Annotated in this window: 19 protein-coding genes and 1 pseudogene; 10 read left to right on the forward strand and 10 right to left on the reverse strand. The window is 71.6% G+C overall.

Features of this window, described 5'->3' with window-relative positions; translation table 11 throughout:
• Window positions 1-43: 43 nt before the first annotated feature.
• The 4 genes from ACWDRB_RS52550 to ACWDRB_RS52565 form a co-directional block, all read right to left on the reverse strand.
• Window positions 44-862 (reverse strand): carbohydrate ABC transporter permease, encoded by an 819-nt coding sequence (locus ACWDRB_RS52550; protein ID WP_350736700.1) that lies wholly within the window; start codon window positions 860-862, stop codon window positions 44-46.
• On the reverse strand, window positions 855-1802 hold the full coding sequence (locus tag ACWDRB_RS52555; RefSeq protein WP_364259474.1) for a carbohydrate ABC transporter permease: 948 nt from the start codon (window positions 1800-1802) through the stop codon (window positions 855-857). The genes ACWDRB_RS52550 and ACWDRB_RS52555 overlap by 8 nt, the downstream gene beginning before the upstream one ends.
• A gap of 1 nt (window position 1803) precedes the next feature.
• Entirely contained in the window at window positions 1804-3057 is a 1254-nt protein-coding gene (locus ACWDRB_RS52560; RefSeq protein WP_449907887.1) for an ABC transporter substrate-binding protein, read from the reverse strand.
• A gap of 72 nt (window positions 3058-3129) precedes the next feature.
• Entirely contained in the window at window positions 3130-4257 is a 1128-nt protein-coding gene (locus ACWDRB_RS52565) for an ROK family transcriptional regulator (RefSeq protein WP_449907889.1), read from the reverse strand.
• 72 nt (window positions 4258-4329) lie between these two features.
• On the opposite strand from ACWDRB_RS52565, the gene ACWDRB_RS52570 reads away from it, so the two are divergent.
• Window positions 4330-5613, forward strand: coding sequence for a Gfo/Idh/MocA family protein (locus ACWDRB_RS52570; RefSeq protein WP_449907890.1), 1284 nt, complete (start codon window positions 4330-4332; stop codon window positions 5611-5613).
• Between the two features lie 24 nt (window positions 5614-5637).
• Here ACWDRB_RS52570 and ACWDRB_RS52575 read toward each other — a convergent pair whose 3' ends face one another.
• The 3 genes from ACWDRB_RS52575 to ACWDRB_RS52585 all read right to left on the reverse strand — a co-directional run bounded on the left by ACWDRB_RS52575 (window position 5638) and on the right by ACWDRB_RS52585 (window position 9099).
• Window positions 5638-6750, reverse strand: coding sequence for a 5-methyltetrahydropteroyltriglutamate--homocysteine S-methyltransferase (locus ACWDRB_RS52575; RefSeq protein ID WP_449907892.1), 1113 nt, complete (start codon window positions 6748-6750; stop codon window positions 5638-5640).
• Between the two features lie 6 nt (window positions 6751-6756).
• Entirely contained in the window at window positions 6757-8196 is a 1440-nt protein-coding gene (locus ACWDRB_RS52580) for an acyl-CoA synthetase (protein ID WP_449907894.1), read from the reverse strand.
• Between the two features lie 96 nt (window positions 8197-8292).
• Complete coding sequence (locus tag ACWDRB_RS52585) at window positions 8293-9099, reverse strand: PaaX family transcriptional regulator (protein WP_449907896.1); 807 nt, start codon at window positions 9097-9099, stop codon at window positions 8293-8295.
• An 88-nt stretch (window positions 9100-9187) separates the two neighbouring features.
• Between ACWDRB_RS52585 and ACWDRB_RS52590 the strand changes: the two genes are divergently transcribed.
• The 8 genes and pseudogenes from ACWDRB_RS52590 (at window position 9188) to ACWDRB_RS52625 (ending at window position 15798) form a co-directional block, all read left to right on the forward strand.
• Complete coding sequence (locus tag ACWDRB_RS52590; RefSeq protein WP_449907898.1) at window positions 9188-10369, forward strand: ABC transporter substrate-binding protein; 1182 nt, start codon at window positions 9188-9190, stop codon at window positions 10367-10369.
• A 3-nt stretch (window positions 10370-10372) separates the two neighbouring features.
• On the forward strand, window positions 10373-11128 hold the full coding sequence (locus ACWDRB_RS52595; protein WP_449907900.1) for an ABC transporter ATP-binding protein: 756 nt from the start codon (window positions 10373-10375) through the stop codon (window positions 11126-11128).
• Window positions 11125-11784 carry an ABC transporter ATP-binding protein gene (locus ACWDRB_RS52600; protein ID WP_449907902.1) on the forward strand — a complete coding sequence of 220 codons (660 nt, stop codon included), beginning with the start codon at window positions 11125-11127 and terminating at the stop codon, window positions 11782-11784. Before ACWDRB_RS52595 ends, ACWDRB_RS52600 begins: the two co-directional genes overlap by 4 nt.
• On the forward strand, window positions 11781-12641 hold the full coding sequence (locus ACWDRB_RS52605) for a branched-chain amino acid ABC transporter permease (RefSeq protein ID WP_449907904.1): 861 nt from the start codon (window positions 11781-11783) through the stop codon (window positions 12639-12641). The genes ACWDRB_RS52600 and ACWDRB_RS52605 overlap by 4 nt, the downstream gene beginning before the upstream one ends.
• On the forward strand, window positions 12638-13609 hold the full coding sequence (locus tag ACWDRB_RS52610) for a branched-chain amino acid ABC transporter permease (RefSeq protein ID WP_449907905.1): 972 nt from the start codon (window positions 12638-12640) through the stop codon (window positions 13607-13609). The genes ACWDRB_RS52605 and ACWDRB_RS52610 overlap by 4 nt, the downstream gene beginning before the upstream one ends.
• Window positions 13610-13667: 58 nt before the next feature.
• Window positions 13668-14339 (forward strand): annotated as a pseudogene (locus ACWDRB_RS52615) (alpha/beta fold hydrolase); the annotation flags it as partial.
• A gap of 130 nt (window positions 14340-14469) precedes the next feature.
• Window positions 14470-15216 (forward strand): sulfite exporter TauE/SafE family protein, encoded by a 747-nt coding sequence (locus ACWDRB_RS52620; protein WP_449907907.1) that lies wholly within the window; start codon window positions 14470-14472, stop codon window positions 15214-15216.
• A 102-nt stretch (window positions 15217-15318) separates the two neighbouring features.
• The gene (locus tag ACWDRB_RS52625) at window positions 15319-15798 is read left to right on the forward strand and encodes a S26 family signal peptidase (protein ID WP_449907909.1); all 480 of its coding nucleotides are present in this window, start codon (window positions 15319-15321) and stop codon (window positions 15796-15798) included.
• Here ACWDRB_RS52625 and ACWDRB_RS52630 read toward each other — a convergent pair.
• From ACWDRB_RS52630 to ACWDRB_RS52640, 3 genes are all read right to left on the reverse strand, one after another.
• Window positions 15723-17606 carry an ABC transporter ATP-binding protein gene (locus ACWDRB_RS52630; protein WP_449907911.1) on the reverse strand — a complete coding sequence of 628 codons (1884 nt, stop codon included), beginning with the start codon at window positions 17604-17606 and terminating at the stop codon, window positions 15723-15725. The genes ACWDRB_RS52625 and ACWDRB_RS52630 overlap by 76 nt on opposite strands.
• Window positions 17603-18130 carry a TlpA family protein disulfide reductase gene (locus ACWDRB_RS52635; protein WP_350736651.1) on the reverse strand — a complete coding sequence of 176 codons (528 nt, stop codon included), beginning with the start codon at window positions 18128-18130 and terminating at the stop codon, window positions 17603-17605. The genes ACWDRB_RS52630 and ACWDRB_RS52635 overlap by 4 nt, the downstream gene beginning before the upstream one ends.
• Before the next feature lie 101 nt (window positions 18131-18231).
• On the reverse strand, window positions 18232-18405 hold the full coding sequence (locus tag ACWDRB_RS52640) for a hypothetical protein (protein ID WP_185072132.1): 174 nt from the start codon (window positions 18403-18405) through the stop codon (window positions 18232-18234).
• A 697-nt stretch (window positions 18406-19102) separates the two neighbouring features.
• Between ACWDRB_RS52640 and ACWDRB_RS52645 the strand changes: the two genes are divergently transcribed.
• On the forward strand, window positions 19103-19536 hold a 434-nt coding region (locus ACWDRB_RS52645), incomplete at its 3' end, for an endo-1,4-beta-xylanase (RefSeq protein WP_449907913.1).

The raw sequence follows: 19536 nt of genomic DNA on the forward strand, positions 1-19536 counted from the left end.
CCCGGGCAGGTGCCGGCCCGGGCTCCCGTCACGAGCGGGGCGGTCAGCCCTTCGAGCCCGTGGTGGCGATGCCCTGGATGAACTGCCGCTGCAGGAACACGAAGACGGCGATCACCGGGAGCGAGGCGATGAGCGAGCCGGCCATCAGCACCGGATAGTCCGTCTGGTACTGGCCCTGGAGCGCGGCCAGCCCCGCCGACAGCGTCATCTTGTCCGGGTCAGTGTTGACCACCAGCGGCCAGAACAGGTCGTTCCAGGCCCACAGCAGCACCAGGATGGCCAGCGCCACCAGGCCAGGCCGGGCCAGCGGCAGCATGATCGACCAGTAGATGCGCACCGGCCCGGCGCCGTCCAGCCGGGCGGCCTCCTCCAGCTCGCGCGGCAGCCCGAGGAAGAACTGCCGCAGCAGGAACACCCCGAAGGCGCTGAACAGCCCCGGCACGATGATCGCCTGCAGGCTGTTGAGCCAGCCGAGCGACGACATGATCTGGTACTGCGGGATCACGAAGAGCTGCGGCGGCACCATGAGCACCGACAGGAAGACGCCGAAGAGCAGGTTCCTGCCGGGAAAGCGCAGCCGGGCGAAGGCGTAGGCGGCCATCGAGCAGAACAGCACCTGCCCCGCCACCCGCCCCGCCGCCATCACCACGGTGTTGAGGAACTGGTCGCCGAACGGCAGCAGCTCGAAGACCTTCGCGTAGTTGTCCCACCGCCACTCGGGCAGCAGGCTCGGCGGCACCCGGGTGGCGCCGCTGAGCGTCTTGAGCGAGGTGACGGCCTGCCACACGAACGGGGCCACCATCGCCAGCGACGCCGCGGCCAGCACCGCGTGCACGCCGAACGACCGACGACGCTCAGACATAGTGCACCCACCTGCGCTGGAGCCGGAACTGCAGGACCGTCAGCGCCGCGATGAGCAGGAGCAGCGCGATCACGATGGCGGCGGCGTAGCCGCGGTCGTCGGTGACGAAGGCGCGCTCGTAGAAGAGCTGGACCACCGTCTGGAGCCGCGAGTACGCCGGGTTGGCCCGCGCCGCCTGCCCGGACCCGGTCATCACGAAGACCAGGTCGAAGAGCTGCAGCGAGCCGATCACGGACACGATCGAGATGAAGAACGCGGTCGGCGACAACATCGGCAGCGTGACCGAGAAGAACTGCCGGACGCGACCGGCCCCGTCCAGGCTCGCCGCTTCGTACAACTCCTTCGGGATGGCCTGCATCCCGGCCAGGAAGATGATCAGGTTGTACCCGATGCTGCTCCAGATCCCCACCACGACCAGCGCGTACATGGCCGTGTCCGGATCGGCGATCCAGTTGGGCCCGTCCACGCCGACGACCGCGAGCACCTGGTTGACCAGGCCGTAGTCGCCGTTGTAGAGCCACCGCCAGAGCATGGCGACCGCGACCGGCATGGTGACCACGGGCAGGAAGAAGGCCGTCCGGTACACGGCCACGCCCCGCAGCCCCGGCAGGTTGAGCAGCGCGGCGAACACGATGGCCAGCGGGATCCCCACCAGGCCCAGCCCGGTGTAGGCGAGCGTGTTGAGCACGGCCCGGCCTACCTCCGGGTCGGCGACGAGCCGGACGTAGTTGTCCAGACCCGTCCAGGTGTGCCCCCCGAACGCGCCCCACTCCGTGAAGGAGAAGTACGCGGTCTGGAGCACCGGCCAGAGGTAGAAGATCGCGAGCCCGAGCCCGGTGGGGGCGATGAACACGTACCCCCACAGGGCCTCGGTGCGCGGCGGACGTCTCCTCGCCGCGTGAGCCGCCCTGGTGAGGCGCTTCTCGGCGGTGGCGGTCACGTCACTCCTTGGCCAGCAGCTCGTTCATCCCGGCCGCGAGGTCCGCGGCCGCCTTCTCGACCGGCACCTCGCCGGTCCACGCCTTGGTGAGGTGGGTCAGCTCGGCCTCCTGCCAGGCGGCGGTGTTCTTGGAGACGGGGTACGGCACCGCGTACGCGACGGCGTCGAGGAAGACCTGCAGCTTCAGCTCGGGATGGGCGGCCGCCCACGCGCTCTGCGTGCCGTTGTACGCCGGGATCGGCCCCTTCTTGCCCAGCAGGTCGGCGGCCGGCTTGGAGCCGAGGAACTTGACGAACTCCCACGCCTCGGCCGGATGCTCGGTCTTGGCCGACATGACGTTGGCGACGCCGTGGATGATCGTGGCCTGCTTCTCGCCCTTGGGGAGCGGGGCCACGTCCACCTTGTCCTTGGTGTAGTCGTTCTTGGTGAACTCGGCCACGTCCCAGGAGCCGCCCCAGTACATCGCCAGCTTGCCGGCCTCGAAGAGCTGGATCGGGGCGGTGTCGGTCATGGTCTTGAGGTCGGGCGACTGCCCGCCGGCGATCAGGTCGGTCCAGAACCGCAGGCCCTCGATGGTCTTGGGGTCGTCGTAGCCGGACTTGCGGCCGTCGGGCGAGATCACGTGGCCGCCGGCCTGGTAGATGGTGTTGTACTGGTACTCCTGGAAGCTCGTGAGCTCCGCGCCGATCGCGTGGACGCCCTTCTTGGCGTCGGTGAGCTTGGCGGCGGCGGCCTTGAAGTCGGCCCAGGTCCAGTCGGCTGCCGGATATTTCACCTTCGCGGCGTCGAAGAGCGTCTTGTTGTACCAGACGCCGATGGTGTCCATGTCCTTCGGCAGGCCGTACAGCTTGCCGTCGTAGGTGTAGAGGTCGACCAGCGGCTTGGGGTAGACGGAGCTGTCGACCTGCTCCTCGATGGGCTTGATGACGCCGTTGGAGGCGTACAGCTGGAAGTTGGGGCCGTTCATCCAGAAGACGTCGGGGGCCGCGCCGCCGGTCACCGCCGCCTTGAGCTTGGTCCAGTAGTCGGCCCATGGCGTGACCTGGACGTCGACGACGATGTTGGGGTGCGTCTTGGTGAACTCGGCGGCCAGCTCCTGCATGACCGCCTGCTGGGTGGCGTCCCAGACGCCGTAGGACAGCGTCACCTTCTCCTGCGACCGCGCACCCGTGCCAGCCTGCTCACCGCCCGCGCACGCGGAGGCCAGCAACGCCGCGCAAAGGAGCGCCGCACCGCTCCGTGCCGACTTCCACATCTCCCGTGTCCTCTCCTAGAACGTGGGAGTAATGATGGAGTCCAGTGAAATTTTCTTCAAGGGCCTCCTTTGTTACAGATGGCTCACGAGCGGGGTGCGGCCGTCGAGCAGGCGGTCCTCGACGTCGTCGAGCGCGATCCGTACGGCGCCGAGCACCACGGCCTCGTCGCCCAGCGCGGACATGAGGACCTCGGGCGTGCGGATGCACCAGCGGTCCAGCTCGCGCTTGAGCGGCTCGATGAGCACGTCGGCGGAACGGGAGTAGCCGCCGCCGACCACGACCATCTGCGGATCCAGCGCCAGGACCAGGGCGGACACACCGAGCGCCAGGTCCCTGACGTAGCGGCGCACGGCCGTGACGGCCGCCCGCTCGCCCGCCCGGGCCGCCGCGAACACGTCGCCCGCCTCGCCGCTGGCGGCCTTGAGGTGCTCCTGGGCGCGGATCCAGCCGAGCGCGGGCAGCGCGCCGATCTCGCCCGAGGCGTTGGCGAAGCCCCGGTGCACCTTGCCGTCGATGACCAGGCCGGCGCCGGTGCGGAGCCCGGCCAGCAGGAACACCATGTCCTTGGCGTAGCGGGCCACGCCGCGCCAGCACTCGGCCCTGGCGGCGAGCTTGCTGTCGTTCTCGACGAGGACGGGGCCGGGGACCAGCCGGCGTACGTGGGCGGCCAGGTCGACGCCGGTCCACTCGGGCAGCGCCTCCGACAGCATCACCCGGCCCGCGCCGTCCACCAGGCCCGTCGTGCCGACGCCGGCGGCCCAGACGTCGCCCGCGGCCAGGCCGGCGCCCTCCAGGCACGCGGCCACCGCGGCGTCCACCGCCTCCAGCCGCTCCGGCCTGCCCATCTCCGGCGCCACCGGGACGGCGGCCCGGTCGCCGACGTTCCCGTCGAGGTCGGCGACGACGGCGCGGATCTTGTGGCCGCCGATGTCGACGCCGAGCACCCGCCCCGCGTCCGCCCTGAAGCGGTAGCGCCTGGCCGGGCGGCCCACGCTGCCCGCGGTGGCGCCCGCCTCCGCCACCCAGCCCTTCTGCAGCAGCTCGCGGACCACGTCCTCGGCGGACGCGCGCGACAGGCCGGTGCGCTTGGCGACCTCGGTGAGCGTGAGCGAGGGCCCGCCCCGCAGCGCCTTGATCACGGCGAGCGCGTTGAGCTGCCTGAGCCGCGACAGGTCACCGCCGCTCAGATCCTCGCCCATGGACGCCCCTTGCCGTCAGCCAGCCGACTCCTAATAATGATGGTCTCCATGATATTTCGCCGGGAAGGTTCCATGACTGAGGTGACTCTAGCCGTCGTCGGCGGCGGCCTGCGAGGGCTGACCTACGCCCGCCACGCGCACGCCACGGGCGCGGGGCGGGTGGTGGCGGTCGCGGAGCCCGACCCGCGGCGCCGCGCCGCGTTCGCGGCGGAGTTCGGCGTCCCGGCCGAGTCGGCGTTCCCCGGGTGGAAGGAGCTGGCGGCGGAGGATCGGCTGGCCGACGCGGTCGTCATCGCCACGCAGGACCAGCTGCACACCGACCCCGCGGTGGCGCTGGCGGACCTCGGTTACCACATTCTCCTGGAGAAGCCGATGGCGCCGGACGAGCGGGAGGCGGCACGGATCGCCGAGGCCGCCAGGCGCAACGGGATCATGCTGGCCGTGTGCCACGTGCTGCGGTACACGCCATACACGCGGGCCGTGCGGGACCTGCTCGACTCCGGCCGGATCGGGCGGCTGATCAGCGCCCAGCACCTCGAGCCGGTGGGGTGGTGGCACCAGGCGCACTCCTTCGTCCGCGGCCACTGGCGCCGCCAGGACACCTCGGCGCCGATGCTCCTGGCCAAGGCGTGCCACGACATCGACTGGCTCGTGCACCTCTTCGGCCGGCCGCCCGCGCGGGTGTCGTCGTTCGGCTCCCTGTCCCACTTCCGCGCCGAGGACCGCCCCGCTTCGGCCGCGGACCGGTGCGTGGACTGCCCCCTGGAGCCGTCCTGCCCGTACTCGGCGCCGCGGCTCTATCTCGGGTGCCTCGGGGACCCGTTGAGCGAGTTCTGGCCGCTGTCGGCCGTCACGCCCGGGCGCACGCGGGAGGCCGTGCTGGAGGCGCTCCGGGTGGGGCCGTACGGGCGGTGCGTGTACGCGTGCGACAACGACGTGGTCGATCACCAGGAGGTGGTGATGGAGTTCGACGACGGGGCGACGTGCTCGTTCACGATGAGCGCGTTCACGCCGATGGAGGACCGGCGGACGCGGTTGTTCGGCACCCACGGCTACGTCGACGGCGACGGCCGTACCCTGCGCGTGGTGGACTTCCGCACGGGTGAGGAGGAAATCGTCGACACGACCGCCTCCCACGCGGGCGCGCGGGGAGCTTCGGAGGGGGCCTCGGCGGCGGACGGGCACGGCGGCGGGGACGAGGGCCTGGTGGACGCCTTCCTCGCCGCCGTCGCCTCGGGCGACCCGTCGCCGCTGCGCTCGGACGCGTTCGAGAGCCTCATGACCCACCGCGTGGTGTGGGCCGCCGAGCAGGCCCGCCGCACGGGTTCGGTCGTCACGTTCGCCCCCCACGCGTGAAGCGCCGCTGGGGGCGGGTGGGGGCTAGCCCCAGACCTCCTGGGCCGTCTCGACGATCAGGCGGAGCTTGGCGAACTGCTCGTCGGCCGTGAGCTGGTTGCCCTCGACCGTCGAGGAGAACCCGCACTGCGGCGACAGGCAGATCTGGTCGAGGTCGACGAACTTGGCGGCCTCGTCGATCCGCCGCTTGAGCGTGTCCTTCGACTCCAGCTCGCCCCGTTTGGTCGTGACCAGCCCCAGCACCACCATCTTCCCCGGCGGCACGAAGCGCAGCGGCTCGAAGCCCCCGGACCGCTCGTCGTCGAACTCCAGGAAGAAGCCGTCCACCTTCAGCTCGCCGAACAGCGCCTCCGCCACGTAGTCGTACCCGCCCGAGGCGGCCCAGGAGGAGCGGAAGTTCCCCCGGCACATGTGGGTGGTGATCGTCATCCCGGCGGGCTTGGCGGCCAGGGCGGCGTTGATCTGCTTGATGTAGCGCAGGTGCATGTGCTCGGCGTCGTCCCCGCGCGAGCTCAGCTCCGCCCGCTGGGCCGGGTCGTTCAGGTACGCCAGGCTCGTGTCGTCGAACTGCAGGTACGTGCACCCCAGCGCGCCGATCCTGCGCACCTGCTCGGCGTAGGCCGCGCTCAGGTCCCGCCAGAACTCCTCCACGTCCGGGTAGACCTCGGGGTCGATGGCGGCCGGCCCGCCCCGGTAGTGGACCATGCTCGGCGAGGGGATGGTCAGCTTCGGCACGACCCCGCTGTTACGGCTGGTGGCGGTGTCGCGCAGGAACGTGAAGTCGTCGGCGAAGATCGGCTCGTTCAGCCGGATCCGCTCGTGCACGCGCAGCGCCGCCGGGGTGAACTCGATGTCCCCCTGCTCGTTGTGGAAGCGCACCGTGATGTGCTCGTCGGTGGCCTGGCCGATGCCGCCGAGCCGGTAGATGAAGTCCATGTGCCACGAGGCCCGCCGGAACTCGCCGTCGGTGGCGCTCTGCAGCCCGATCTCCTCCTGGCGGCGTACCACCTCCCTGATGGCCTCGTCCTCGGCCTCCCGCAGCGCGTCGCCCGTGAGGGTCTCGCGGGCGCGGAGCAGCGCGGGCGGGCGGAGCAGGCTGCCGACGTGGTCCGCGCGGAACGGCGGCGAGGTGCGCATCGAAGATCATCTCCTCTGGTCGTCAAGGTTGTGCCCGTAGAGCTGTCTGAGGTGGGCTTTGAGCAACTTGCCCGCCGCGTTCTTCGGCAGCTCAGGGACGAATTGCAGATATTTCGGGATTTTGAAGCGGGCCAGGCGGCCGTCCAGGTACGCCAGCAGCTCATCGGGCTCGATCGCGGCGTCCGGGGCCGGCACGACCAGCGCCTTGCCCACCTCGCCCCACGTGTCGTCCGGCACGCCGATCACCGCGCACTCGGCGACCGCGTCGTGCCCGAACAGGACGCTCTCCACCTCGGCGGGATAGATGTTCTCGCCACCGGAGATGATCACGTCCTTGAGGCGGTCGGAGATGCGCACGTAGCCGTCCTCGTCGGCGACGCCGACGTCGCCCGAGCGGAACCAGCCGTCCGCCGACAGCACCTTCGCGGTCTCCTCCGGCCGCCGCCAGTAGCCGGTCATGACGTTGGGCCCCTGTACGTACACCTCGCCCGGCTCACCGGGACCCGCCGGGGAGCCGTCGGGCGCGACCAGCCGTACGTCGGAGAAGAAGCACGGCACCCCGGCCGAGCCCGCCTTGGCGATCGAGTGCTCGGCCCCGAGGAAGAGAGCGCCGGGCGCCGTCTCGGTCATGCCGTACCCCTGCAGGAACGTCAGCCCCCGATCCTGATAAATCCGGATCAGCGGCTCGGGCACCGGCGCTCCCCCGCACAGCAGGTGCCGCAGGCTCGACAGGTCCGCGCCCGCCCAGCGCGGCGACCGCGTGAGGAAGCCGAACATCGACGGCACCCCGAACATCACGGTCACCCGCTCCGCCTCGATCAGGTCGAACGTCCGGTCCACGTCGAAGGAGGGCTCCAGGATGACCCGGCCGCCCTTGAGCACGGTCGGCACCAGCGTCTGGGCCAGCGCCGCGATGTGGAACAGCGGCGCGCTGACCAGCGTGACCTCGTCGTGCGCGAGCGGCACGTCGACCAGCAGGTTGAAGGTGTTCCAGGTCAGGTTGGCGTGGGTGAGCATGGCCCCCTTGGGGCGTCCCGTCGTCCCGGACGTGTACATGATCAGGCACACGTCGTCCTGGCGCACCGGCACGTCGATCGGCTCGGGCGAGCCGGAGGCGAGCAGCGCCTCATAGTCGGTGACGTGCCGCCCCGGCAGCCCCTCGCCGTCCTGCTCCGCGCCCAGCACGAGGACCGACGCCTGCGCGTCCTCCAGGATGTACCGCAGCTCCGGCCGGGCCAGCCGGGCGTTGAGCGGCACGAACACGGCCCCCACCAGCCCTGCCGCGAAGAACGTCTCCACCAGCGCGGGCTGGTTGACCCCGAGGAAGGCGACCCGCTCGCCGCGCCCCACCCCGAGCGCCGAGGCCAACCGGTACGTCCGCTCGCTCAGCTCACGGTACGTGCGGTCATGTCCCCGGTACGTCACCGCCACCCGTTCGGGCGTCATGCGGGCCCGGCGTGCGGGCCATGAGCCAATCCCCTGATTCCGCATCGGCGCTCCTTGACGCTCAAGCCATCAAGTTAGGCCACTGGGCGATGGCTGTCACCGTTCTGCCCAAGTTTCATCCGGCACAACGTCGAGGAGCCGCTCCGCGATCCGCCCCGCCTCCGGCCTGAACCGCTCGTGCAGCGTGTGGCACACCCGCTGGGCCTTCTCCGCCGGCCAGTCGTGCGGCAGGTATCGCAGCGGCAGCCGCGGATCGGCCCTGATGATCTGCAACCAGCCGGTCAGCAGCGTCAGCGAGCGCGCCAGGTCGTCGGGCGCGTCCGGCGCCGGGTCGGCCCGGTCCCAGCGGCGCAGGAACTCCCGGTAGCGCTCGCCCAGGCCCGACAGGTCGTAGGCGTCACCGACCAGCGCCTGCATGTCGGTGGGGTGCCGGGGTTCGGCGGAGAAGACCTTCACGTTCGCGCCGAGGTCCTCGATCACGTGCGCGGCGTCCACGTCGCCGGGAGCGATCCACAGGCCGTTCTGCAGTGGCCCGAACCCGGCCCAGACCAGCCGCGAGCGCAGCTCGTGCCGCTCCCGCTGCCAGGACTCGGGCAGCGAGAAGCCGATCAGCGTCCAGCGGTCCTCGTCCGCGTCGTTGACGACGCCGCTGTGCCAGATGCGCCGCTCGCCGTCCTTGAGCACCTCGGTGCTCGTCGGGGTGAGGCCGAAGTACATGCGACGGCCCGAGCGCTGGCGGCGCAGCAGGCCGCGGCGGGCCATCCGGGTCAGCGTCGAACGCGTCGCCTCCTCCGAGATCCCGACCTTGGCGAACGCCTCGATGAAGCTGCCCGAGGACACGCAGATCCCGCGGCCGTACACGTGATCGCCGAGGAACGTCAGAATCACCGACTGAGGCCGCATCGAAGCCCTCCCCGTATCTTGGGCATTCTCTTGACACCCGTAATATATCTGCCTACATTCAGGGCCACATCCAGCTTGGAGGGTCCTGATGCGCAGGCTGCTCCCGTCTCTGGTTTGTCTCGCGTTGGCCGCGACCGCCTGCGGCAGTGATTCCGGCGGCGGCGCCCAAGACCCGATCAAGGTCGGCCTCATCGTCTCCCTCACCGGCAACTACACGCCGCTGGGCAGCGAGGACAAGAAGGCCGTCGAGCTGGCCGTCGAGCAGGTCAACGGGCAGGGCGGGCTGCTCGGCCGCAAGGTGGAGCTGGTCGCGCGCGACGACAAGACCGCCCCTGACCAGGGCATCGTGGCCTATAACCAGATCAAGGGCGACATCGACGTGCTGATCGGCCCGGTGTTCTCCAACTCGGCGCTGGCGGTCGAGCCGCTCGCGCAGCGCGACAAGATGCCGTACCTGTCGCTGGCCCCCGCCCAGGAGCAGGTCGAGCCGATCAAGTCGTACATCTTCGTCACCCCCGCCCTGTCCGGCATGTACGCCGAGCGCTACCTGCAGTACATCCAGGCCAAGGGCATCAAGACGATCGCCGTGGCCTGGGACTCCAAGAGCGCCTATTCGGTCTCCGGCCACAAGTCGATGATCGCGCTCGCGTCCAAGTACGGCGTGAAGGTCGCCGTGGACGAGCCGTACGAGACGACCACCTCCGACTTCAGCCCGCTCTTCACCCACGTGCGCGACTCCGCCGCCGAGGCGCTGGTGTTCTGGGGCTCGGGCGCGCCCGGCGTGACGGCGGCCAAGCAGTACGTGGCCTCGGGGCTCAAGACGCCGCTGTTCCTGACCGCGTCGCAGGCCAGCAAGCTGTGGCTGGAGCCGATGGGCGGCGCGGCCGAGGGCATGACGGTGCAGAGCGCCATCGGCGTCGTCGGCGAATATCTGCCCGAAGGCAAGCAGAAGCAGGTCATCGAACAGATGGCCAAGCCGTACCAGCAGAAACACGGCTATCCGCCACCGCAGTTCGCGCAGGACGGCTACAGCGCGAGCCTGCTGCTCTTCGAGGCGATCAAGAAGGCGAACAGCACCGACAAGGCCAAGGTGCAGCAGGCCCTGGAGAGCATGGACCTGGTCACGCCCAACGGCCGCTTCCGCTACTCCCCCACCGACCACTCCGGGCTCTCCCCCGAGTTCATCTCGGTCAACACGGTGCAGAACGGGAAGTTCGTTCCCACCGACTGGGCCAAGGAGCAGCTCACCAAGACCGTCGGCGCGGGGTAGCGGGTGCTGACGGTCACCGGGCTCTCCCGCTCCTTCGGGGGCGTCTACGCCGTCCGCGACGTGTCCCTGGCCGTCGCGGACGGCGAAGTCTGCGGCGTCATCGGGCCGAACGGGGCGGGCAAGTCCACGCTGTTCAACCTCATCACCGGGCATCTGACGGCCGACCAGGGCCAGATCTCCTTCCGCGGGCACCGGGTGGACCGGCTCGCGCCGCACCGGCGGGCCAGGCTCGGCATGTCGATCGTGTTCCAGGCGGCCAGGGTGTTCCGCGGCATGACGGTCAGGGAGAACGTCATGGTCGGGATGCACGGCCGTACCGGTGCGGGGTTCGTGTCGGCGGCGCTGCGGCTGCCGCGGCACCGGCGCGACGAGCGCGCGATCACCGCCGAGGCGGATGCCGTGCTGAGCCGCGTGGGGCTGGCCGAGTGGGCGGACCGGCCCGCCGACCTGCTGCCCATCGGGCAGCAGCGGGCGCTCCAGCTCGCCCGCGCCCTGTGCGCCCGGCCCCGGCTGCTGCTGCTCGACGAGCCCGCCTCGGGGCTGCGCGGCCAGGAGCGCGAGCGGCTCGCGGCGCTGGTGGAGGAGCTGCGCGCGGACGGGCTGACGATCCTGCTGGTCGAGCACGACGTCGCGTTCGTGACCCGGCTGGCCGACCGCGTGGTGGTGCTCGACCTGGGCCGGGTCATCGCCGACGGCTCGCCCGCCGAGGTGCGGGCCGATCCGCTGGTGCTCGCCGCCTACCTCGGGCAGACCGCATGATCGACGTCAAGGACCTGGTCGTCTCGTACGGCACCGCGACCGCGCTCGACCACGTCACGCTCACGGTGGGGCGGGGCGAGATGGTCGCCCTGCTCGGCCCGAACGGCGCGGGCAAGTCCACGCTGGCCAACACCCTCGCCGGGCTGCTCCGGCCCGCCGCGGGCACGGTCGGGATCGGGGGCAGGCTGGCGCTCATCCCGGAGGGCCGCCAGCTCTTCCCGGACCTGTCGGTCGCCGACAACCTGGCCCTGGGCGGGTGGCGGTCGGGTCTGCGGGATCCCTCGTCCGTGTACGACCTGCTCCCCCGGCTGGCGGAGCTGGCCGGGCGGCAGGCAGGGGTGCTGTCGGGGGGCGAGCAGCAGATGGTGGCGTTCGGGCGGGCCCTGATGTCGCGGCCCGAGGTGCTCGTGGTGGACGAGCTCTCCCTGGGCCTGGCCCCGAACGTGACCGCCGACCTGGCCGGCCACCTCGCCGAGCTGAACCGGGAGCAGGGGCTGACCGTGCTGCTCATCGAGCAGAACGCGCGGCTGGCGTTCGACCTGTGCGGGCGGGCGTACGTGCTGGAGTCAGGCCGGATTGTGGCCGAGGGCGAGTGCGCGGAGCTGGCCGGCGACCCTCGGGTGGCCAGCGCGTACCTGGGCGGGGCGATCACATGAGCGCCTTCCTCACGTACCTGCTGAACGGGCTCGCGGTCGGGTGCGCGGTCGCGCTCATCGCCGGCGGCCTGGTCGTGATCCACCGGGTCACGGGCGTGGTGAACTTCGCGCAGGGCACGTTCGCGGTCGTGGCCGGGCTGTGCACGTCGTCGCTGCTCGGGCTCGGGTTCCCGCACGGGCTGAGCGAACTGGCCGCCGTCCTGGTCGCGGCGCTGGCCGGGCTGCTGACCGGCCTGGCCGCCATCGGCCGGCGGGGCACCACGCCGCTGTCGTCCCTGATCGTGACGCTCGGCGTGGGCGTGCTCGCGTATGCCGTCGAGATCGTCCTGTGGGGCGACCAGCCGCGCTCGGCGCCCGGCCTGGCGGGCTCGGTGACGCTGGCGGGCGCGCGCGTCCAGACGCAGCACCTGCTGGTCATCGGCGTGACGGCGGCCGCGTTCGCGCTGCTGGCGCTCTTCTTCGGGCGCACCTACCTGGGCAAGGCGCTGACAGCGTGCGCCTCCAATCCGTACGCCGCCCGCGTGGTCGGGATCGACACGCGGCTGATGGGGCTGCTGGCGTTCGCGCTGGGCGGGCTGCTCGGCGGGATCGCCGGGGTGCTGGTGACGCCGCTGCGGCCGATCTCGTTCGACACCGACGTCACGCTCATCGTGAACGCCTTCGCCGCGGCCGTCTTCGGCGCGCTCACCCGGCCCGTGATCACGCTGGCCGGAGCGCTGCTGCTGGGCGTGGCCGAGACCATGGCCGCCGGGTACGGCTACGGATCGCACCAGCTGGAGGTGGCGCTGGGTCTCATGATCGTCGTCATGATCGTACAGGCGAGCCGGCGCTCGGCCATCTCTCAGGAGCAGACATGATCCGCCTGGTGGCCGGGCTGCTGGTCGCGGCCGTGACGCTGGCCCTGCCCGCGGTGCTCGACGACAGCGCGCTGGCCGTGTACATCCTGCTCGGGCTGGCCGCGATGGTCACCGTCGGGGTGTCGCTGCTGATGGGCTACGCCGGGCAGGTGTCGCTGGGCCAGGGCGCCTTCTACGCCGTCGGCGCCTACACCGCCGCGCTGCTGGCCCTGCACGGCGTGCCGCCGCTGGCCGGGCTGATCGCCGCGCCGGTGGTGGCGGCCGCGTCGGCGCTGGTGATCGGCGTGCCGCTGCTGCGGCTGCGCGGGCACCATCTGGCGTTCGCGACGCTGGCCATGCAGCTCATCCTGCTCTCGCTGGCCGGGCAGCTGGAGGTCACCGGCGGGGACATCGGGCTGCAGGCCATCCCGCAGTTCTCGGTCGGGTCGTTCGAGGCGGGCGGCGCGTCCGCGTACGCGTACCTGACCTGGATCGGGCTGGCGCTGGTGATGCTGGTGACCCAGAACGTGATCACCTCACGGCCGGGCCGCGCCCTGCGCGCGCTGGCCACCAGCGAGACCGCCGCCGCGTCCTCGGGGATCCCGGTCGGGCGGTACAAGCTGGTGGTGTTCGCGCTGTCGGCGGCGTTCGCGGGGCTCGCGGGCGGGATCTACTGCTTCTACACGGGGTACGTCGCGCCGGGCTCGTTCCCCGTGCTCATCTCGATCCAGTACATCGTGATGGCCGTGGTCGGAGGTCTGGGCACGATCTGGGGCGCCGTGGTCGGCGCGACCGCGATCACGCTGCTCGTGCAGGGGCTGAACAGCCTGGCCGCGCTGCCGGGGATGCCGTCGTACGCGCCCGGCGTGCTGTCGTACGCCGTGTACGCGCTCGTCCTCATCCTGGTCGTGCTCTTCCTGCCCCGCGGCCTGCTCCCCGCCGTCTCCGGCCGCATCGACCGGGACCGCCGGGGGATGATTCATCGGTGACCGTTGAGAAGGCGTCGAACGTCGGTCCGTCGGGCATCGAGGTCGCGTACGAGCGCCGCCGCCCGACCTGCCGGCGGCGCTCGCGGGCGACGCGTCCTCGGCCTCCTACACGCTCTCCGACATGGCGGCCGACACCGTCGGCCTGCTCGACGCGCTCGGCCTGGACAGCGCCCACGTGGTCGGCGCCTCGATGGGCGGGATGATCGCCCAGACGATCGCGATCGAGCATCCCGGCCGGGTCCGGTCGCTGACGTCGATGATGTCCACCACGGGCGACCCGTCCGTGGGCCAGGCCCGGCCCGAGGCGATGGCCGCGTTCGCGGGGCCGCCGCCGACGACCCGCGAGGAGGCGATCGAGCGGTCGGTCCTGATCTTCCGCCTGGCCGGCTCGCCCGGTTTCGCGTTCGACGAGGCCGCGCTGCGCGACCGCGCCGGCCTCTCGTACGACCGCGACCACGACCGGGTCGCCGTCGCCCGCCAGGCCGTCGCGGTCGTCGCCTCGGGCGACCGCACCTCCCGGCTCCGCTCCGTCGAGGTCCCCACGCTGGTGATCCACGGCGCCGAGGACGCCATGTGCGACCCGAGCGGCGGCCGCGCGACCGCCGCCGCCATCCCGGGCGCGGAACTGGTGATGATCGACGGCATGGGCCACGACCTGCCCAGGCCGCTCTGGCCCGACCTCGCCTCCCGCATCGCCACCCTCGCCCACCACGCCGACGCCACCCGATAGCCGCTCGCCCCCTGTGAGCGCCGACACTTCGCCGGGCATCGAAGCTTTTCCCGCCTAACGTCGGCCGCATGACGACGACCCCGCCGGCCATGAGCAGCGCCTCCCCTGACCGCTGTCCGGCGGGAACGTCGTGACCCCCTGGGAGATGCTCGCCGTCTTCGTGACGAGCATCTGCGCCGGCGGACTCAACACCGTCGTCGGCTCCGGAACCCTCATCACCTTCCCCGTACTGCTCGCCATCGGCCTCCCGCCCGTCACCGCCACGGTCACCAACGCGCTCGGCCTGATCCCCGGCTCCATCAGCGGAGCCATCGGGTACCGCCGAGAGCTCCGCGGCCAGTCCCGGCGCCTGCTGAAACTGAGCGTCGCCGCCCTGCTCGGCGGTCTGTGCGGCGCCGTGCTCCTGCTGACCCTGCCGGCCACGGCGTTCGAGCGGATCGTCCCCGTCCTGGTGGCCCTGGCCCTCGTCCTGGTCATCCTGCAGCCCCGCATCAACACGTACCTGCGCCGCCGCCACCGTGAGACGCCCGGTCGCGGGCTCTTCGCCGGGCTGCTGCTCGCCGGCGTCTACGGCGGCTACTTCGCCGCCGCCCAGGGGATCATCTACATGTCCCTCATGGGCATGCTCCTCGACGAGACGCCCCAGCGCCTCAACGCCGCCAAGAACGTCCTGGTCGCCGTGGTCAACGCCGCAGCCGCGCTCCTCTTCCTGTTCGTAGCGGACTACGACTGGACGGCCGTCGCGCTCATCGCGACCGGCTCCGCACTCGGCGGCCGGCTCGGCGCCGAGGCGGGCCGCCGCTTCAGCCCCACGACGCTACGCTTCCTGATCGTGGCCGTCGGCGGGGTCGCCCTCGTCCATCTGCTCGTCCGCTGAAGCAGGCCGCCCGGTACGGGTGCGCCGAACCCCCGCCCCGGCGGAGGCGATCGGGCATTAGTGTCGGCAGTCCACCCATGGTGATCGACTTTGGAGGGCGCCGTGCGGCGCGTCATGATCCTGCTGGCCCCGATCGCGGCCCTGGCCGCCGCTCTGGTCGTCGCCCGGCGGCGGTTCGTCGTCGTACGGATCAGCGGGGCGAGCATGCTGCCGACCTACCGCACGGGCGACCGGGTGCTCGTCCGCAGGACCACGGGGGCGGGTGTCGGGCGCGGCCAGGTCGTGGTGCTGCAGACCGCGCTGCCCGGGGGGAAGTGGCGTACGGGGCCGCTGCCTCGGCCGGGGGCGGCCATGTGGTTCGTCAAGCGCGCGGTGGCCGTGCCGGGTGACCCGGTGCCCGCCCAGGTCATGGCCCGGGTGGAGGCATCGCCGGGCGACACGGTGCCGGCACGCCGGCTGGTCGTCCTCGGTGACGGGCCGGTCAGCGAGGACTCGCGGGCATGGGGTTACGTGCCGTTCGACCGCGTGCTCGGCGTCGTCGTCCGCCGGCTCGCCCCCTCCCCCGACTCCGTCGGCTCGTAGCCCTGCGCCTGCAGGGTGAACAGCCCCGCGTACTCCCCTCCCAGCGCCATCAGCTCCGCGTGCGAGCCGCGCTCGGCGATCCGCCCCTCGGCGAGCACGACGATCACGTCCGCTTCCCGCACCGCGCCGAGCCGGTGCGAGATCAGCAGGCTGGTCCGCCCCGCGCGGTGGCGGCGCAGGCTCTGGTGGATGGCGTGCTCGGCCTGCGCGTCCAGGCCGGAGCTCGGCTCGTCGAGCACGAGCAGGTCCCGCCCCTTCCGCATCAGGGCGCGGGCCAGCGCGAGACGCTGCCACTGCCCGCCGGACAGCACCACTCCGGCCTGGGGGTCGTCCCGGTCGCCGAAGAAGATCCGGCTCAGCAACGTGTCGTAGCCCCGCGGCAACCCGGCGACCGTCTCGTGGACACCGGCCAGCCTAGCGGCGGCCTCGACCCGGTCCCGGTCGTCGAGCGCCGCGACGTCGCCGAGCCCGATGTTCTCGGCCGCGGTCAGGTCGTACGACATGTAGTCCTGGAACACCGCGCCGATGCGGCCGCGCAGCTCGGCGGGGTCCATCTCCCGCAGGTCGGCGCCGTCCCAGTGGATGGACCCGCGTACCGGGTCGTACAGCCGGCAGACCAGCTTGACCAGGGTGCTCTTGCCCACGCCGTTCAGCCCGACCAGGGCGAGGGAGCCGCCGCGCGGGATGAACAGGTCGATTCCGCGCAGCACCCACGGATGCGCGTCGTCGTACCGGAACCACACGTCGCGCACCTCGATGCCCTCGCGCAGCGCGGGGACGGGGCGCGGACGCCGGGGGACGGGCAGGTCCGGCGCGTCGGCCACGACGTCGAGGTAGTGCCCGAACATCAGCAGCGCGTTGTGCGCGTCGGCGGACTGGCCGACGATCGACGCGAGCGCGGACTGCACCCCGGCGACGGCCGCGACGAACACGGCGACGTCGCCGACGCTCAGCGTGCCCGACGCGGCGCCGCTGATCGCCCAGAGCAGGCCGAGCGCGGCGACGGCCGCCCCGAGCAGCGACAGCGTCCCCTGGGTACGCAGTGTCCTGCGGGCGAGCCCCTGCTCGGCGGCGTTGACCGCGCGCAGCTCGCCCAGCATCCTGGCGCGCAGGAAGTCGCCGAGGCCGAACAGCCGGATCTCCTTGGCCGCGTCGGGGCTGGTGAGCAGGCCGGCGAAGAAGATCTGCCGCCGGCTCCTCGAGCTGACGCCCCACATCATCCCGGCGCGGCGCCGGGACAGGTCGAGCTGGGCGCGGACCGAGGGGAGCGCGGAGAGCGCCACGACGAGGATCATCCCCGGCGCCAGCACGGCCAGCGCCGCGGTGAACCCGGCGAGGGTGACGGCTCCCTGGGCGATGCCCAGGGAGGAGCGGACGATCCGCTGCGGCGCGTTCTGGCCGGCGTCCTGCGCCAGCCGTACGCGGTCGTGGAAGGCCGGGTTCTCGAATCGGCTCAGGCCCGGGTGGGCGTTGACGGCCTGGAAGAGCCGGTCCTGGATCAGCACCTGGAGCGCGCGGCGCAGCTGCTCCTGGGCGTACTCCGCGGCCGCGGGCAGGGCCGCGCCCGCCAGGCCGGTCACGCCGAGAGCCACGCCGTACGGGAGCAGCTCGGCAAGACCCGCCCCGGCCGCCAGCCCGTCGAGCACGAGCTTGGTCAGCCACGCGGTGACCACCGGGACCAGGCCCATGAGCAGCACCGTGATCCCAGATGCCAGGACGGCGGCCGGGTGCGCCCGCCAGGCCGACGCCGCGGCCGCGCGAAAGCGCCGTCGCGGCGTGGCGCCGCCGTGCCCGGCAGGAGAGGTCATCGGCGCGTGGCCGCCGGCAGCCTGCCCGGGGCGGTGTCGGCCGCGACGACCACCCCGTCCCCGTCGACCAGGTAGAAGCTGGGGAACCGGGAGACCTGCAACGCCCTGCTCACCGGGCCGCCCATCGGCTCGACCACGACGGTGGCCGAGGTCAGCTCGCCGGTGAACAGCCGGGCCTCGTCGGGGTCGCCCGTGACCACGGCCAGCACGCGTTCGGGACGGGTGTCGGCCAGGTAGGACGCGAACTCCGGCAGCCGCTCGTGGCAGGACGCGCATTCGGTGGAGAACACCGCCACCACGGAGGGCCCCGAGAAGAACGCGCGCGACACGGTCTCGCCGCCGAGGGCGGTCGCGCTGAAATCGCCGAGCGTCGTTCCCGGCTGCACCATCGGGGCGCCCGTCGGCGCCAGCTCGGCCAGCCGCAGCGTGTGCACGCGCAGCCGGCGGATCACCGCCAGGGTCAGCACCAGATCCACCAGGCACAGCAATCCGACGACGACGACGGCGGCCACGAGATACGGCATGCGAGCTCCTCAGGGGTGGGCGGCGAAGCACGGAAAACCCACCAGGACGGTGCCGGCCTGGCGTCGGCCCGCACTGTCCTGGGGGCTGTCGGTAGGGCGCGTCAGCAGTAGTCGAAGCTGCCGCAGTTGGTCGTGCCGGTGGAGTCGTGGTAGCAGCAGGTCCGGCAGAACTTGCCCTGGCAGCACCAGTCGGTCCAGCACGCGGCCGAGGCGTTCGCCGACGGCAGGAACTTGTCGAGGAGGCGGTCTCCCAGCTTGTTGAGTGCGCGGATCATGGCGACCTCCTTGCATGGGGGATCTTTACGCGCTCACCGTCACCCAGCAAGAGCACCTTGTTAATAGAGAGATTGGCCGACACTCCGGAACATCGTTCGGCGGTTCAGGATCTTGACAGAGGCCACTTGGCCAGGTGACGGCTGATGACCAGGCGCTGGATCTTGCGGCGGCGCTCTGCCTCGGTGCACCTCCTCATCGGCGACTCTCCGAGAGGGGCGGCTCCAGGGACGTGGTGTCTGTCCGCCGGACCGCCCCGCGCCACGGCCGCCGGGTGGTGGCCCCGGGTCGGCTGTTAGCGCTCACACGTCTTCTTCCCTGTCGCGTTTCCTTCTCTGTCAGATGGCTGTGGTGGCAGGTCGAGCCAATACGAGACGAAGAGGCGACGTCAAGGAGGGCACCTCGCGCCCGCGGCGGGGCGACGGACGCGCGTGCGGCTCATCAGGCGTTATCAGGGGTCGCCTGACGTGACGGCGAGAGCGCCACTCTGAAACTTTCGCCGTTACTTGACAACTTTCGGAGCGGTTTCCAGACTGGGTGTCCGAGAAGGCTTCCTCCCGCCATGTGGTGGTCGCGGCGAGGACCGCCGTTCACGATGCCCTGGTGGTGTGCGTTCCCCGATCACGGGACGCGGCGTCGATCGCGTGGGGGTGACCCCGCGTGTCCGCTTTTCCGTGATTCAGTCTGGAGCACTCAGTCATGGGCGACACAGCCATACTTCCGCCGCGGCCCCTCAGGCGCCCGCGGGTTCTGATCGCCGCCGCCGTCGGCGCTATCGCCGTGGTCACCGCGGTGACCGTACCGACCACGCCGGCCGGTGCGGCGGCGAGCACGCTCGGCGCGGCCGCCGCGCAGAGCGGGCGGTACTTCGGCGCCGCCATCAGCGCGGGCAAGCTCGGCGACTCGCAGTACACCACGATCGCCGGCCGCGAGTTCAACATGGTGACGGCCGAGAACGAGATGAAGATCGACGCCACCGAGCCGAACCGGGGCCAGTTCAACTTCACCAACGGCGACCGCGTCTACAACTGGGCCGTGCAGAACGGCAAGCGGGTCCGCGGCCACACCCTGGCCTGGCACTCCCAGCAGCCCGGCTGGATGCAGTCGCTGTCCGGCAGCACGCTGCGCCAGGC

The organism is Nonomuraea sp. NPDC003707, from assembly GCF_053587055.1.

Coding starts and splice junctions, on each gene's coding strand:
- ACWDRB_RS52550 (WP_350736700.1), bottom strand. CDS start 862: ATGTCTGAGCGTCGTCGGTCGTTCGGCGTGCACGCGGTGCTGGCCGCG.
- ACWDRB_RS52560 (WP_449907887.1), bottom strand. CDS start 3,057: ATGTGGAAGTCGGCACGGAGCGGTGCGGCGCTCCTTTGCGCGGCGTTG.
- ACWDRB_RS52565 (WP_449907889.1), bottom strand. CDS start 4,257: ATGGGCGAGGATCTGAGCGGCGGTGACCTGTCGCGGCTCAGGCAGCTC.
- ACWDRB_RS52570 (WP_449907890.1), top strand. CDS start 4,330: ATGACTGAGGTGACTCTAGCCGTCGTCGGCGGCGGCCTGCGAGGGCTG.
- ACWDRB_RS52575 (WP_449907892.1), bottom strand. CDS start 6,750: ATGCGCACCTCGCCGCCGTTCCGCGCGGACCACGTCGGCAGCCTGCTC.
- ACWDRB_RS52580 (WP_449907894.1), bottom strand. CDS start 8,196: ATGACGCCCGAACGGGTGGCGGTGACGTACCGGGGACATGACCGCACG.
- ACWDRB_RS52585 (WP_449907896.1), bottom strand. CDS start 9,099: ATGCGGCCTCAGTCGGTGATTCTGACGTTCCTCGGCGATCACGTGTAC.
- ACWDRB_RS52590 (WP_449907898.1), top strand. CDS start 9,188: ATGCGCAGGCTGCTCCCGTCTCTGGTTTGTCTCGCGTTGGCCGCGACC.
- ACWDRB_RS52600 (WP_449907902.1), top strand. CDS start 11,125: ATGATCGACGTCAAGGACCTGGTCGTCTCGTACGGCACCGCGACCGCG.
- ACWDRB_RS52605 (WP_449907904.1), top strand. CDS start 11,781: ATGAGCGCCTTCCTCACGTACCTGCTGAACGGGCTCGCGGTCGGGTGC.
- ACWDRB_RS52610 (WP_449907905.1), top strand. CDS start 12,638: ATGATCCGCCTGGTGGCCGGGCTGCTGGTCGCGGCCGTGACGCTGGCC.
- ACWDRB_RS52630 (WP_449907911.1), bottom strand. CDS start 17,606: ATGACCTCTCCTGCCGGGCACGGCGGCGCCACGCCGCGACGGCGCTTT.
- ACWDRB_RS52635 (WP_350736651.1), bottom strand. CDS start 18,130: ATGCCGTATCTCGTGGCCGCCGTCGTCGTCGTCGGATTGCTGTGCCTG.
- ACWDRB_RS52640 (WP_185072132.1), bottom strand. CDS start 18,405: ATGATCCGCGCACTCAACAAGCTGGGAGACCGCCTCCTCGACAAGTTC.